12 protein-coding genes are annotated in these 14,313 nt (G+C 60.1%); 8 read left to right on the top strand and 4 right to left on the bottom strand.

The annotated features are described in order from the left end of the window. Positions 1–231 precede the first annotated feature (231 nt). On the bottom strand, positions 232–2,643 hold the full coding sequence (locus tag HU743_RS05935; protein WP_186647564.1) for a glucose/quinate/shikimate family membrane-bound PQQ-dependent dehydrogenase: 2,412 nt from the start codon (positions 2,641–2,643) through the stop codon (positions 232–234). Positions 2,644–2,866: 223 nt separating this feature from the next. Then, the gene (locus HU743_RS05930) at positions 2,867–4,228 is read right to left on the bottom strand and encodes a carbohydrate porin (RefSeq protein WP_186647562.1); all 1,362 of its coding nucleotides are present in this window, start codon (positions 4,226–4,228) and stop codon (positions 2,867–2,869) included. Positions 4,229–4,562: 334 nt separating this feature from the next. Between HU743_RS05930 and HU743_RS05925 the strand changes: the two genes are divergently transcribed. Continuing rightward, entirely contained in the window at positions 4,563–4,793 is a 231-nt protein-coding gene (locus tag HU743_RS05925; RefSeq protein WP_186623668.1) for a VF530 family protein, read from the top strand. A gap of 1 nt (position 4,794) precedes the next feature. After that, the gene (locus tag HU743_RS05920) at positions 4,795–5,427 is read left to right on the top strand and encodes a Pr6Pr family membrane protein (RefSeq protein WP_186647560.1); all 633 of its coding nucleotides are present in this window, start codon (positions 4,795–4,797) and stop codon (positions 5,425–5,427) included. 93 nt (positions 5,428–5,520) lie between these two features. Here the strand turns inward: HU743_RS05920 and HU743_RS05915 are convergent, their stop codons facing one another. Together HU743_RS05915 and HU743_RS05910 are read right to left on the bottom strand one after the other, a co-directional pair. Beyond that, on the bottom strand, positions 5,521–6,306 hold the full coding sequence (locus HU743_RS05915) for a siderophore-interacting protein (protein WP_186647558.1): 786 nt from the start codon (positions 6,304–6,306) through the stop codon (positions 5,521–5,523). Further along, positions 6,303–6,887 (bottom strand): PadR family transcriptional regulator, encoded by a 585-nt coding sequence (locus HU743_RS05910; RefSeq protein WP_186647556.1) that lies wholly within the window; start codon positions 6,885–6,887, stop codon positions 6,303–6,305. The genes HU743_RS05915 and HU743_RS05910 overlap by 4 nt, the downstream gene beginning before the upstream one ends. 497 nt (positions 6,888–7,384) lie before the next feature. Between HU743_RS05910 and HU743_RS05905 the strand changes: the two genes are divergently transcribed. From HU743_RS05905 to HU743_RS05880, 6 genes are all read left to right on the top strand, one after another. Further along, the gene (locus HU743_RS05905) at positions 7,385–7,870 is read left to right on the top strand and encodes a CS1 type fimbrial major subunit (RefSeq protein WP_186552379.1); all 486 of its coding nucleotides are present in this window, start codon (positions 7,385–7,387) and stop codon (positions 7,868–7,870) included. A gap of 109 nt (positions 7,871–7,979) precedes the next feature. Beyond that, positions 7,980–10,502 (top strand): CS1-pili formation C-terminal domain-containing protein, encoded by a 2,523-nt coding sequence (locus HU743_RS05900; RefSeq protein ID WP_186647554.1) that lies wholly within the window; start codon positions 7,980–7,982, stop codon positions 10,500–10,502. A 4-nt stretch (positions 10,503–10,506) separates the two neighbouring features. Then, on the top strand, positions 10,507–11,721 hold the full coding sequence (locus HU743_RS05895) for a hypothetical protein (protein ID WP_186647552.1): 1,215 nt from the start codon (positions 10,507–10,509) through the stop codon (positions 11,719–11,721). 44 nt (positions 11,722–11,765) lie between these two features. Next, entirely contained in the window at positions 11,766–12,509 is a 744-nt protein-coding gene (locus tag HU743_RS05890; RefSeq protein ID WP_186647550.1) for a molecular chaperone, read from the top strand. A 33-nt stretch (positions 12,510–12,542) separates the two neighbouring features. Beyond that, a complete protein-coding gene (locus HU743_RS05885) occupies positions 12,543–13,046 on the top strand; it encodes a CS1 type fimbrial major subunit (RefSeq protein ID WP_186647671.1) in 504 nt (167 codons plus the stop codon). Between the two features lie 5 nt (positions 13,047–13,051). After that, complete coding sequence (locus tag HU743_RS05880) at positions 13,052–14,302, top strand: hypothetical protein (RefSeq protein ID WP_238351696.1); 1,251 nt, start codon at positions 13,052–13,054, stop codon at positions 14,300–14,302. The last annotated feature ends 11 nt before the right edge of the window (positions 14,303–14,313 follow it).

The following is a 14,313-nucleotide window of genomic DNA, read 5'->3' as shown; positions in this document are numbered from 1 at the left end:
TGTTCGCGATGAAACCCGTTGATATGGGTTATAGCGGGGGCAGGGTTGATCAGGGTATGGGTGGCCCTGCTCGCGAAGGCGCTGTGTCAGTCCCGCTCAATATTGGATGTTCCGACGCTTTCGCGAGCAAGCTCGCTCCCACAGGGTTTGAGTTCTGCCTGAAAATCAGGCTCACAAAAAAAGGCGATGCCCCCTGCGGGACATCGCCTTTTCATTACCAGCAGCTAACGCTTATTCCGGCAGTTTGTACGCAATGATGTAGTCACCCATCTTGGTGCCCAGCGAGCCGTGGCCGCCGACAACGAGCAGCACGTATTGCTTGCCGTCCTTGCCGGTGTAGGTCATCGGAGTTGCCTGGCCACCTGCTGGCAGACGCGATTTCCACAGCTCTTTGCCGGTATTCACGTCATAGGCGCGCAGGTACTGGTCGAGGGTGCCGCTGAGGAAGCCGACGCCGCCGGCGGTGACGATCGAGCCGCCCATGCTCGGCACACCGAGGGTGAAGCCGATCGGGATCGGCGAGCTGTCGCGGCTGGTGCCGTTCTTGCGTTTCCACACGACTTTGCCGGTGGTCAGGTCGATGCCGGCGACGTAGCCCCAGGCCGGGGCCTGGCACGGTACGCCGAGAGGCGACATGAACGGATGCATGATCACCGCGTATGGCGCGCCTGTGTTGGGCTGCACGCCAGCGGTTTCGCTTTCGCGCTTGCTGTCGGCGGCGACTTCGGCGCGCGGCACCATTTTCGACACGAAGGCCATGTAGTTCGGGCTGGTGAACAGCATCTGGCGAACCGGGTCGACCGAGACGCCACCCCAGTTGAACACGCCGACGTTGCCCGGATAGATCAGGCTGCCCTGTTCCGATGGCGGGGTGTACTGGCCCTCATAACGCAGTTCCTTGAACTGGATGCGGCACAGCATCTGGTCGAACGGGCTGGCGCCCCACATGGCTTTTTCGGTCAGTTCCGGGGCCAGCAGGTTGAGGTCCGAACGGGCCTGGGTCGGGGCGGTGTGGTCGCCTTTCACGGCGCCTTGCGGAACCGGGATTTCCTTGATCGGGATGATCGGCGTGCCGTCACGACGGTCGAGGACGTAGAGGCTGCCCTGCTTGGTCGGAGCGATCAGCGCAGGTTTCACGCCGTCGGCGGTTTTCATGTCGAGCAGGGTTGGCTGGCTGCCGACGTCCATGTCCCACAGGTCGTGGTGGGTGAACTGGTAGTTCCAGCGCACTTTACCGGTGGCCAGGTCCAGCGCGACGATACCTGCGCTGAATTTCTCGGCGCCCGGGGTGCGGTTGCCGCCCCACTGGTCCGGGGTCTGGTTGCCCAGTGGCAGGTAAACCATGCCGAGTTTTTCGTCGACACTGGCCAGCGACCACATGTTCGCCGAGTTGCGGCTGTAGGTTTCGCCCGGGGCCAGAGGCTCGGTGGCGTCTGGCTTGTCGCTGTCCCAGTTCCAGACCAGGTGTCCGTCGCGCACGTCGAAAGCGCGGATCACGCCCGATGGCTCGTTGGTCGATTCGTTGTCGGTGACGTGACCGCCCATGATCACCAGATCACGGGTAATCGCCGCGGGCGAAGTGGAGTAGTAGCCGCCGGCGGTGAACGGGCCGATGCCCTGAGTCAGGTCGACCACGCCGTTGTTGCCGAAGCCTTCGCAGATTTTGCCGGTGTCGGCATTCAGGGCGATCAGGCGGGCATCAGCGGTGGGCAGGTACAGACGACGCGGGCAGGCCTGAGCAACGGCTTTGCCAGCTTCGGAAATCACCGCAGAGCCGGCGTTTTCAGACTTGGCGTAAGCCGCTTCGTCGTAGTACGACACGCCACGGCAGGTCATGTGGGCAAAGCCTTTGAAGCCGACCGGGCTCTTGATCTGCGGGTCGAAGCGCCAGATTTCCTTGCCGGTGTCCGGGTCCAGTGCCAGCACTTTGCTGTGCGCGGTGCAGGCGTAAACCATGCCGTTGGCTTTGAGCGGGGTGTTTTCGTTGGTCAGCTCGACCGGGTCATCCGCGGTCGGCAGGTCGCCGGTCTGGATGCGCCAGGCTTCTTGCAGCTTGCCGACGTTTTGCGGGGTGATCTGCTTGAGCGGCGAGTAGCGGTCACCGAATTCGGTGCGACCGTAAGCCTGCCAGTCGCCATCCGGCATGGCCGGTGCGGTGCTGGTCATGTCTGCGGTGTCGCGGCCCAGTTCGCCGAAGGTTTCGCCCGGGTGGGTGAACAGGCTGGCCAACGCGGTCACACCGGCCAGGATCACCGCGACGGTCAGACCGCCGGTGCCGATTTTCGCCGGGCCGTTGAGCAGCAGCGGACGACGGAACCATGGCAAGAGCATCACGAAGCCGAGGACAAACCACAGCGCCAGACGCGGCACCAGTTGCCACCAGTCCAGACCGACTTCCCACAACGCCCACACGGTGCTGGCAAACAGTACGATGGCGTACAGGCCCAGCGCCGCGCGTCGGCGCATCAGCAGCAGAATGCCGGTCAGGGCAATGCCGATACCGGCCAGCAGGTAGTACAGCGAACCGCCGAGCGTGCTCAGCTTGATTCCCCCGGCCAGCATGGCCAGGCCCATCAGTAACAGCAGGATGCCGAGCAGGCCCGGTAGCAGACGGCCCCGACTCGAAGCACTTTCGGTGCTCATAGTGTGATTCTCCGTGACGTTTATGTAGTCCCGCGCTGTAGTCACTTTAGATGACGATTTGGCGTGGGCATGGTTCAGTTGAAAAACTTGTTCGGCTAACGAATTTCATGGATTCCTGTGGGAGCTGGCTTGCCAGCGATGGCGATTGCACATCCAACACTAAAATCGCCAGACAGATTGCTATCGCTGGCAAGCCAGCTCCCACAGGGCCTTGTAGCGTGTTTTAGAACGACGACTGGATCTTGATTCCGCCAATCAGGGCGTCGTCGACGTCGTTCACGCCACCGGGGTGGCGGATGTATTGCAGGTTCGGGCGTACGGTCAGCCAGTTCGTCACGTGCACGCCGTAATACAGCTCGGCGCTGTATTCGGTGTCCTGCGGTGGCAGGAAGGACGGATCGTCGTAGTCGTAGACGGCATTGGCGCGGTTGCTCATTTCGGCGTTTTTGCGATAGGCCGGGTTGACGTGCACGCGGGCGAGGGCGAAGCCGATGTCGTCCTTGGCGCGGGCATCAAACGGGCCTTTGTAGGTCAGGCCGGCCTGCACGTAGTTGTCGATGGCGTTGGTTTTCTTGTCGTGCATCGTCGCGTTGGCGAACAGGCTCAAGCCACGCGAGTTGTCGCTGGCGACGCTGGTGATCTGCTGCTGCACGCCCAGCCACACGCCATGCTTGCTCGACGCGCTGCGGTAGGCTTCGCCGCTGAGGGCCGCCGGCTGGCCGTTCTGGTCTTTATAAACGTCAGAGGCCTTGGCGTTGCTGTAGTAGTAGCCGGCGCGGTATTCGCCTGGCAGGCCGTTGAGCTTCGGCGTCCACACCAGCTCGATCGGCAGGATTGCGCCTTGAGTGCCGCTGCCGCTGAGTTTGAAACCGTTGCCGCGATCCAGGTTCGACGGATTCTGCTCATAGGCGCCGACCTGCGCGTACAGCTCCGGCGTCAGGTGGTATTTGACCCGCAGCGCCCATTGGCTGACCGGCCAGTTGTACCAGATGCCGCCGACCCAGTTACCGACCTGCGAACCGCAGAAGGCCAGGTTCTGAAAGTCGCAGGGGAAGCTGTTGAAATCCTCGCCTTCGCCGAAACGGCCAACCTTGATGTCGAGCTTCTGGTCGAGGAATTTCTGCTGGTACCACATTTGCGTCAGGCGCGTGGTCTGGCCACGGCCCCAGACTTCCTGCGCCGAGGTGAAGCCGCCGACGCGCGGGTCGTTGATGCGGTCGTTGCTGATGTTGTTGCCGCTGCGTTTGGTGAGGGTCAGTTGAAACTCGGCGTCGTCCCAGCCGAGAATTTTTTGCAGGTCAAGATGCGTGCCGAGGCCGAACTGATCGCTGTAGCGCGCGGTGCGGTCGTGGTCATAGCCGCCGTGCAGGTTGCTACCCATTTCGCCGGTGTAATCGAGCTTGAAGTCGTAGCCTTTTTCCGAAAGTTCTGTGCGCGTGCCGTTCCAGTCACCGAGCATCCACGGTGATTCACTGTCGAAGGCCGGAGCGGCTTGGGTGCAGGTGGCGAGGCCCAGAGCGGTGCAGCCGGCCAGGGTGCGCAGAAGTGAGGTAGCGCTGTCTCGGGAGAAGGAAAAATCGGGCATGAATAAGTCTTTTTTTGGTGTTTTTCGGGTGCGATTGCGGCGCTTCAATATGACGCAGGCAGTGAAGCGTTTAAGCAGAAGGGCGGCAGGATAATGATCTGTTACAAAAAGACAAAGGCCTTTTATAAACATGCATCCTTTCGGATTTGGTAACAGTGCGAAAAGATCGCAGCCTTCGGCAGCTCCTACCTTGTATTGCGTACAACCTGTAGGAGCTGCGGAACGCTGCGATCTTTTGACCTTGACCTACATTTGAAGGAAGCGCTTCCACCCGATCAGCCCCTCGGCTAAGGTGCGCGGCTTCAAGCACTTCCACTTCGCCCAAAGGCCTGGCATGAACGACCACACCCCCGATCCGCTGCATGGCGTAACCCTCGAACAGATCCTCAACGCACTGGTGACTCACTATGAGTGGTCGGGGCTGGCCGAGCGTATCGACATCCGTTGCTTCAAGAGCGATCCGAGCATCAAGTCGAGCCTGACCTTTCTGCGTAAAACCCCGTGGGCACGGGAGAAAGTCGAGCGTCTGTACGTGAAGCTGATGCGCACCAAACGACCGCTCTGACATGGACAGCGCGAGGCGGCGACGCTTGATCACCTGCCTGGCCGTGTTGGGCTGGGCAGGACTGACGATTCAGCTGTACCTGATTTTCTTTGCACGATTGAGCGTCGGCGCCAGCCTGCTGGGCGGGCTGGTGAGCTTCTTCAGCTACTTCACCATATTGACCAACACGCTGGTGGCGACGGTGCTGACCTGTGCCGTGACTGATCGCGAATCCGCCGTGCGGCGCTGGTTTCTAAAGCCTTGGGTGAGCAGTGGAATTGCCGTGAGCATCACAGTGGTTGGACTGGCCTACAGCCTGCTGCTGCGGCATTTATGGCACCCCGAAGGTTGGCAGTTTGTCTCTGATGAATTGCTCCACGACGTCATGCCGTTGCTGTTTCTGGGCTATTGGTGGTGGTGCGTCCCCAAAGGCACGTTGCGCCTGTGGCACTTGCCGGTGTGGCTGATTTATCCATTGCTGTATTTCGTCTACGCCTTGCTGCGCGGGCATTTGCTTGGCGCGTATGCGTATCCGTTCATTGATGTGGCGGTGTTGGGTTATCCACAGGTGCTGGCGAATGCCGGGGGGATATTGGTGGGGTTTGTGCTGGTGGGCCTGCTGGTGATAGGTCTGGATCGCCGAAAATCATTGTAGGAGTGAGCCTGCTCGCGATAGCGGTCTGTCATTCACAGTTGCATCAACTGATAGAGCGCTATCGCGAGCAGGCTCACTCCTACAGGTGGAGCATTACTCTTCGTCAGAGCCCTCGGCGCGCCAGTAACCGACAGCCTTGATGAACTGTTCATCCAGCCCATGCTCATCGATCAGCACACGGCGAATCTGCCGCGAAACCCTGGTCTCGGTTGCCACCCAGGCATACAGATTGCCCTTGGGCACTTGCAACTGGCTGACGGTGGTCAGCAGGTTGTCCTGACCACCTTCGCGCAGCACCCAAATCACGTTGACCTGCGCGGCACTGTCCAGCTTTTGCTGCTCGGCGCCGTTTTCCACTTCGATCACTACCAGCGCCTTGCGATTTGCCGCCAGACCTTCGAGGCGGCGGGCGATGGCGGGCAAGGCGGTTTCGTCGCCGATCAACAGATAGCTGTCGAAAATGTCCGGCACGATCATCGATCCGCGCGGGCCGCCGATGTGCAGAAACTGTCCGGGCTGCGCCTGTTCGGCCCAGGTCGAGGCAGGTCCGTCACCGTGCAGGACAAAATCAATCTCCAGCTCCATTTTTTCCAGATCATAACGACGCGGCGTATAGTCGCGCATCTCGGGCAACGGCCCGTTGTCCTTGCCAGCGCCGAGTACCAAGGTCTCCAGCGCCGCTGCCTGCACGGCGTTCTGCGGGAACAGCAGTTTGACGTGATCGTCCGTGCCCAGACTGATAAACCCGGCCAGTTCCGGCCCGCCGAGGGTGATGCGGCGCATGCGCGGGGTCAGGTCGGTGACGCGCAACACTTCCAGTTTGCGTCGTTTGATCTCGTGCATCACGCGGTGAATGGTTTGGCTATCGACTGCAGTCATTCGGCTTTCTCCGGGGCAGGTTGAACGGCAGGGCCGTCGACGATGGCTTTGGCGGTGTCGTTGAGCAGATCGCGTACACGCAGGATTTCTGCCGCGCTCCAGCGCCCGTGATGCATCTGCAGGGCATGGCGCAGGTTATGCACCGCTTCATGGATTTCCGGCGGGCGGTCGTGGCCACGCAGCGAGCGCTTGCTGACCTCGATGCGCATGCGCACGCCGTCGAGCGCCACGGCTTGTTCGCTTAACGACAAACGACCGGCGTCGGTAACGCGGTAGCGTTTTTTGCCACCCTCGGCGTCGCCGGCAATCAGGTCGCTTTCTTCCAGAAAGGTCAGGGTCGGGTAGATCACGCCGGGGCTCGGGCTGTAGGCGCCATCGAACATGCCTTCGATCTGGCGGATCAGGTCGTAGCCGTGACACGGCTGTTCGGCGATCAGCGCCAACAGCAGCAGTTTCAGATCACCGGGGGCGAACACTCGTGGACCGCGTCCGCCGCGTTCGCCGCGTTCGCGGCCGGGGCGTTTCTCGAAGCCGTCGCGGCCATCACCGTGTTCGCGGTGGGGGGAATGAGGGTCTCTCATTTTTCGCTTTCTCTCGTCGTGTTTAGATACAACTTAAGATATATCTTAAAGCTCGCGCAAGGCCTTTTTCCTCTGATCCGAACGCGCCGGACGAGCGGTTGGCCAGCTTGAACGCAATAATTTATTTTCCGAGTCAATAATTCCGCGGCGTAACCCGAGAGCTAAAGTCAACGCTCTAGTTGTCGTAGAGCTTGTATTCTAAACAGTGCTAAGTTGGCATGCCTGTTGATTAAAGTTGCTGCATGGTTTTTTCCGGATAACTGTATGTAGGGGATAACTTACAGTTACTTTTGCAAGTCTCTGTTTTTCAGTCTTTTTTCTGGCGGGATCAAAGGAGGTTTGGCTACGCGGTTGTCGGAAGTTGCCTGCTTACATTCCAGAGCTAACAGTCGATGATGCCCCGGCGTTGAAGGTTCGAATTGATTTGTCTCAACTAGAGATACGGTCGGTTGGAACTTTGAATGAACTCCCTTATAGACAGAAACAGGTACTGACCGATGTTCAAGAAACTCGCAATCGCTGCTCCTCTGGCACTGGCCATGGCTTCCACTGGCGCGTTCGCCGCCGGTGAAGCTGCGCACTCCATCAGCCTCGTCGCTCACGTGCCGACCAATGGTTTCTATATCGTTCCAACCGACCCTGATCTGGTCAACAAAGACCAGGACATGAGCTATCAGCCGGCGACCGGCAAGATGCGTGACGTGACCGGTTTCTTTGACGTGCGCAACAACAGCGGTTCGGTTCACGCCAGCCTCGACAGCGTGCCGAAGTTGATCTCCGGTTCGAGCAGCATCGATCTGCAAGTGGCGATCAACAACAAGGTTCTGACCCTGACGCCACAGGAAATCGTCGGTGAGGCTGAATCCGACGTGAACTACCGTGCGCCGCTGAAAATCAGCGCCGTTGGTAACACTTTCACTCCGGGCGATTACACCGGTGTGGTTGCGATGACTTTCGACGCCGTTCCTCCGGCTGGGCCTTGATCGGCCCATTCGGCCTTCAACCCTGACGGTAGTCAGCGTTTACCGATTGGGGCAGACAGCAATGTCTGCCCCGTCGGACTTCCAACCTTCGTAATCAGAGTAAGAGTTCATGTTCCCGATGACACCCATCGCGGCTGCGCTTGCGCTGTTGTTTTGTGCCAGCGCAGCCGTGGCTTCCAATTCCGCCGGCACCACGCCCCGCAGTCTGCTGGCGCAGGCCAAGGGCTTGCCGGCGGATTTCGAGGAGCATTTCTTTGATGTGCCGCTGGCGGTTCGAGTCGAACTCGATCACCAGCCATTGGGCGAGGCCATGGTGGTGCTGTCGCGCGATGATCGCATCACCCTGCTCGAATTTACCGACACCAGCGAAAACCGCTTTGGCCCCTCCGAGCGGGAAAAATGGGCGAGTGTGCTCAAGCCCGGCGTACCGTTGGGGGCGTGCAGCAGCGCTTGCCCCGAGCAGTTACTGGCGGTGCACTACAACCTGGAAAACTCGACGGTGTCGATCCTCACCGAAAACGCCGAGCGCGACGTTTCGGCCAAGCGCTATTACGAGCAGCCCAACGGCGGCAGCAGTGGCCTGATGGTGCGTAACCAGCTCAACCTCAACGGCGGCCAGGAACAGGATCTGGGCGGGCGCTTCGGCCTGGAGGCTACCGGCAGCCTCGGCAACTGGAGCCAGACGCTGAATCTGCAAGTGGCGCGCCTCGGCGGCCCGGATGACAAGCTTTACCACGCAGTACACGAACTTCACACCCAGCGCGAACTGCAAGGCAGTTTTTTCCGTCTGGGCTATTTCACCCCCAATTCCGAAGGGCTGACGCGCCAACCGCGTACGTTCGGCACCAGCCCCGATACCGCCGTGGGCATCATGTACGGCAGCTCCGACAGTCTGGCCATCAACTCGCCGATGCCCAGCGTGTACCCGATCTACGTCACGGCCAACCGCCAGGGTTCAGTAGAAATCTGGCGCGATGGCCTGCTGATCAATACCCAGTCAGTGCCGGCCGGTTTGCAGACCCTCGACACCCGTCCCTTGCCGGGCGGTATTTATGAAGTGGAAGTGCGCCTGATCGAAGACGGCCAGATCACCTCCACCACCCAGGAGTTGGTGTACAAGCCCAACAACTGGCGCAACCTCGATGACCGCTGGCGCTACAACGTGTTCGCCGGCGAAGAAAGCAAGTTGCTGAGCAACTGGGACACGCAATCCAGTGGCAGTCCGACTGCGGGCGCGGCGATCAATTACCTGCTGCATCCGCGGGTGATTCTCGGGATGTCGGCGCGGCAGATCCGCGAAAAACTGCAATACGGCACGTCCATCGACTGGACGCTGGCCAACCACATCAGCCTGTACGCCAACGTCTACAAGACCGAGGACTACGGCACCGGGCTCGACCTGCAAAGCTTGTACAACTACGGCGCCGGCAGCATCGTGATCAGCCACAACCGCAGCTGGCTCGACACCACGGACACCTACGACACCCTGCCCGATGGCACCCGGGTACGGCCGCGCAATGTGTTTATCGGCCAGACCAGCAATTCGTCGCTGGCGCTCAACCACCGGGTCAACAGCAAGAGTTCAATCAACGCTCGGGTGTCGCACAGTGAGGGCAATGTCGAGGGCTTCGGTGTCGACATGGGCTGGACCCAGCGCACCGAGCTGTTCGGCAGCGATGCCAGCTGGCGCTTGTCGATCTTTGATCGGCCGGGCAGCTACAGCAGCGGCGATGCGCGCAATCGCGGGGTCGACCTGAGCGTCAACCTGGCGCTCGGCGCACCTGGCCAGCAGATCACCGGCAGTATCGGTTCGCGTACGGCGCGTGACGGCGCGCGCGACAACAATGCTTCGCTCGGCTGGCGCAGGGATTTCAAAGACCACGTGCTGCAGAACGTGTCGGTCACCGCGCTCACCGACACCTATGGCGTGGGCATGTCCAGCCTGGCGAACTTCCGCACCGACACCGTCGGTGGCGATGGCTTTGTCCAGCGATCGTCCTACAACGGCAATTTCACCGGTGGCCTCAACCTCGACAGCACGCTGGTGATCGGCGGCGAGCAGATGCTCATGACCAGCCAGAGCGAGGTGCGCGGCGCGGGAATGATTGTCGATGTCGAGTCGGACATCGACAACATCCTGCTGCGTGCCGACGATTACAGCGGCGGCAGTGCGGCGTTGAAACCGGGGCGCAATTTCATTCCGATCACCGCGTATCAGAACAGCTCGGTGAGCTTCGATTTCGAGGGCAATAACGTCCCGGCCGCGACCATCGAACCGGCACGTACGCGTTATCACCTGAACAAGGGCGGGGTGGAGTATCGCAAGGTTCGCGTGATGAAAACCCTGACGGTGCTCGGGCGTCTGGTCGATGCACAAGGGCTGCCGCTCAAGGGCCACCACGTGATCAACCATGCCAGCCGCGGCGTGACTGAGGTCGACGGATTCTTCTCGATGGAAATGAACGCCGGCTCGCCGACCCTGGAAGTGCGCCAGGGCAATCAGTTGCTGTGTCAGTTCCGCCTCGACGCCGACAGCCATCGGCGTGAAAACAACGTGTTGATGATCGGCGATTTGCGCTGCACGGCAGACACCCTGGCCGAAGTGACCTCCACTGAACAGAAGGCGGGTTAAGTCGATGAAATTGTCCACGACAGTCCTTGGGGTGTGCCTGGCGCTGGCGATGCCCAGAGCCGAGGCGGCGACCCAGGAAATCCGAGCGTTGTTCCAGCCGGATCCGTCCCAACCGAGCAAAAATGTATTCGTCAACAAGACACCGAACAGTGGCTATTGCGCGTCGTTTCCTGGGGAATGTGAGCAAAACAGCATGTTCAGCATTCAGTTGCCGGTTCTGATGTCATCCCAGGCTCCCTTGCAGCCGGGGGATGCCATCCCGATCAGGGTGCCTGCAAACTGGCGGCAATTGACGGTTACCAATGCCGACACCCAGGAAACCGAAGTGGTCGAGGTGCGCATTACGGGCATCGGGTCCAATTTCATCCTCAGTCATACCGCCGCCGAGCTGACGGGAGAGACCAACAATCTCACCGCGCATCAGGCGTTATGGGAGGGTAGCAGTTGGGTCTATGCGCCCGCTCCGTGCCGGTATAGCGGAGTCGGTTTCTACGGCAGCCAAACCTATCGTTTTTTCTGGAAAGCACCGGTTGAGGCAGACTGCACCAAGGTGGCGCGATTCACCATTCCGCAGATGACGTTCAACACAATGGATTTTGCGTATGAACTGCGCACCCCTAATCCGCTGGGGATGTCTTCCGGACTCTACACCGGGTCGATCAATTACACCCTCGGTCCCGCCGGCGATTTCACTTTCGGGTCATCGTTCACGCCCGATGACAGCAACCTCACCCTGGACTTCGTGCTGGATGTGCAGCACACCCTGAAAGTCGAGCTGCCACCAGGTGGCAATAGAGTTTCGCTGGAACCCGCAGGCGGGTGGGCGCCATGGATCGAGAGCGGGAAAAAACCGACCGAGATTTTTCGCGACCAGCCGTTCTATCTGTCGGCGTCGTCGCGCTTCAAGGTCATGTTGCTGTGCAATTCCCCTGGGGGCAACACCTGCCGGCTGAACAGCCCCAAGGGCAACACGACCGACATTCAGGTGGCCATCACCTTACCGCCGGGCATTACCGGCTCGGGTGGCTACAACGTCACCCGGATGCCATTGCAATACAACAGCTGGGTGGGGCCATTCCAGCCCGGACTGTACGTTGATCGCAAGGTCGGTTCGCTGAACTTCTACATGACGCCGTTTGCTATCAACTTTCTGCTCAAACCCGGCATGAACGACAAGCTGCGCGGCAATATCACCATTATCTGGGACTCGGAAGCGTGAGCGTTCCCGGCTGGCCCTTTTCAATACTTGTGGAGTCGAAAACGATGAACCGTGTTTTTTTGCTGGGCCTGCTCAGTGTGTTTTGTCTGCCCGCGCAGGCCGGTCCGCAGATCAATGTCGGCACCGTGTACGACTATCTGGACGCTGATAAAAGCACCTACCTCAAGCGCGTATTCAATAGCGGTGACGCCACCGCGTTCGTCAAGGTCAACGTGCTGGAGATCATCTACGACGCCGACGGTCAGCCCAAGGAAGTTCCGGTGGAGACCGCCGCCGACGGCGCTTCGCGCAACGGCGTGATGGCCAGTCCGGCGCGGCTGATCGTGCCGGCCAAGGGCATGCAGGGTACGCGATTGTTGTACATGGGCGAGCGTGACCGCGAGCGTTACTTTCGCGTGCGGTTCGTGCCGGTGGTGCCGGAAAAGGAAGACGAGTTTGCCGTCAGCGGCGAGGAACGCGAGGACTACAAAAAGACCCTCACCGCCGGGGTCAACGTGATGACCGGTTTCGGCACGATCTTTTTTGTGCGGCCCAAGGATGCGCGTTTTGCCACGGTCATCAATGAAACCGACGAGCGTTACGAACTGCGCAACGACGGCAACACCGTGGTGATCGTCGACGAGTTCAAGAGCTGCTCCTTGACCAAGGAAACCGATTGCGGCGCGACCACCAAGCACCATGTGCTGGCCGGCAAGACCTTCTCGTTCGACAAGGAAAAGGGCCGCGAATACCGCTTCTTCCTGATCGAAGGCAACGACAAGAAAAACCTCAGGATCGCCCGCCGCTAGGGCGGCTTTCTATTGATGCAACGGGTAACCAACATGATCAAGCAATGCACCGCCGTCGCGCTGATGGCCACGGCGGCTCTGGCCGCCAGCGCTGCCTGGGCGGCTCGGGAAGAACATACCTTCGAAGTGTCCCTGACCATTCCCAGTCGGCCGTTTTACGTGATCCCGGCAGAACCGGACTGGATTCATCGACCGCAGCGCCTCAACTGGGATTACCCCACCTCCACCTTGAGCAGCGTGCAAAAGAATTTCGACGTGCGCCATGACAGCAGCGCAATCGAAGCGCGGCTGGAGGCCGAACCCTATCTGTCCAATGGCCGCCCCGAGGACGATATCAGCCTGCGCGTGACCTTCAATGGCGTTGAACTGAGTGCGGCGATGACGCCGCGGCAGGTGCTGACCCGCGAAGAAGCGGCGGCGGGCAAACGGGTAATGCTGGAGATCGCCCCGATCAAGCCGGCCGCTGGGTACCGCCAGGGAGATTATGCCGGCAATGTGCTGTTGCTGTTCAATGCCCAAACCCCTGATGCGGGATGACACTGATGAAATTTCACAAACAAGGCCGGCGCATGCCTCGGGTCAGCCAATGTCTGGCGTTGCTCGCGGTGTTGAGTACCACCGGGGTGCAGGCGGCCAATCAGGAAATCCGTGCGCTGTTTCAGCCCGACCCGTCCCAGCCGAGCAAGAACCTGTTCGTCAACCAGACGCCCAACAGTGGCTACTGCGCAAGCTATCCTGTGCAGTGCGCCAATGCCAATATGTTCAGTATTCAGTTACCCGTCCGTTTTGACTCAAACCGCGCGATCGTACCGGGGGACGATCTTTCGCTGCGGGTTCCCGTGGCCTGGCGACGGTTGACGGTAACCAACACTGATACTCAAGAGACAGAGGACGTCGAGGTACGCATTACCGGCATCGGCTCGCGGTACATCCTGAGCAACACCGTCGAGGAGCTGACCGGAGTGGTTCACCCTTCCGGCCATGACGTGCTCTGGACATCCCGTGCCGGCTGGCTTTATGCCCCTGCGCCCTGTCTGGGGACCGGCGTGGCCGGGTATACCGCCACCCTTTATCATTTTTTCTGGCGGATGCCGGTGGAAGCGGCCTGCACAAAAACAGCAGCCTTCGGCATACCCTCCATGTACTTCCAGGGCATCGATATTGCTTACGAGCTGAAAACTCCAAATCCGTTGAGCATGAGCAGCGGTCTATATACCGGTTCAATCACCTACACCCTGGGCTCCAGTGGCGATTTCCAGATGGGCTCGATGATGGATGCGGATGACGACAGCCTCACTCTGGATTTCGTTCTCGACGTGCAACACACCCTGAAGGTCGATCTCCCGCCGGGCGGAAACAAAGTCGTGCTGGAACCCCAGGGCGGATGGCAGGGCTGGCTGGAACACGGCCGCCGGCCGACGCGTCTTTATCGGGATCAAGTGTTCAATATTTCCGCCTCGTCGAAATTCACCATGAAGATCGAGTGCGAGCATGACCTGGGCTTTGGCAACGGCTGCGGCATCATGGACCGCGAGACGGGCTACGTCGGCGCCGTAAATGTCAGCGTCAGCCTGCCCAACGGAGTGACCGACAGTTCCGGGCAACCGGTCCGGCGCGTGCCATTGCGCCTGACGCCGAGCAGCTCGTTTCAGCCCGGCATCTATGTCGACCGCAAACCCGGGACGCTGCATTTCGAGGTTGACCAGAGGGACGTCAACTGGCTGATCGACAACGCCCGGGACAAACCCTACAAGGGCAATATCACGGTGATCTGGGATTCGGAGGTCGGTTAGCCCGGCCAGCC

It is taken from the genome of Pseudomonas sp. SWRI99 (genome assembly GCF_014270125.1).
Taxonomy (GTDB): Bacteria; Pseudomonadota; Gammaproteobacteria; order Pseudomonadales; family Pseudomonadaceae; genus Aquipseudomonas; species Aquipseudomonas hamedanensis.
Note: the sequence above shows the minus strand (reverse complement) of the source record. Positions and strands in the feature narration are given on the sequence as shown.

Coding starts and splice junctions, on each gene's coding strand:
- HU743_RS05935 (WP_186647564.1), bottom strand. CDS start 2,643: ATGAGCACCGAAAGTGCTTCGAGTCGGGGCCGTCTGCTACCGGGCCTG.
- HU743_RS05930 (WP_186647562.1), bottom strand. CDS start 4,228: ATGCCCGATTTTTCCTTCTCCCGAGACAGCGCTACCTCACTTCTGCGC.
- HU743_RS05925 (WP_186623668.1), top strand. CDS start 4,563: ATGAACGACCACACCCCCGATCCGCTGCATGGCGTAACCCTCGAACAG.
- HU743_RS05920 (WP_186647560.1), top strand. CDS start 4,795: ATGGACAGCGCGAGGCGGCGACGCTTGATCACCTGCCTGGCCGTGTTG.
- HU743_RS05915 (WP_186647558.1), bottom strand. CDS start 6,306: ATGACTGCAGTCGATAGCCAAACCATTCACCGCGTGATGCACGAGATC.
- HU743_RS05910 (WP_186647556.1), bottom strand. CDS start 6,887: ATGAGAGACCCTCATTCCCCCCACCGCGAACACGGTGATGGCCGCGAC.
- HU743_RS05905 (WP_186552379.1), top strand. CDS start 7,385: ATGTTCAAGAAACTCGCAATCGCTGCTCCTCTGGCACTGGCCATGGCT.
- HU743_RS05900 (WP_186647554.1), top strand. CDS start 7,980: ATGTTCCCGATGACACCCATCGCGGCTGCGCTTGCGCTGTTGTTTTGT.
- HU743_RS05895 (WP_186647552.1), top strand. CDS start 10,507: ATGAAATTGTCCACGACAGTCCTTGGGGTGTGCCTGGCGCTGGCGATG.
- HU743_RS05890 (WP_186647550.1), top strand. CDS start 11,766: ATGAACCGTGTTTTTTTGCTGGGCCTGCTCAGTGTGTTTTGTCTGCCC.
- HU743_RS05885 (WP_186647671.1), top strand. CDS start 12,543: ATGATCAAGCAATGCACCGCCGTCGCGCTGATGGCCACGGCGGCTCTG.
- HU743_RS05880 (WP_238351696.1), top strand. CDS start 13,052: ATGAAATTTCACAAACAAGGCCGGCGCATGCCTCGGGTCAGCCAATGT.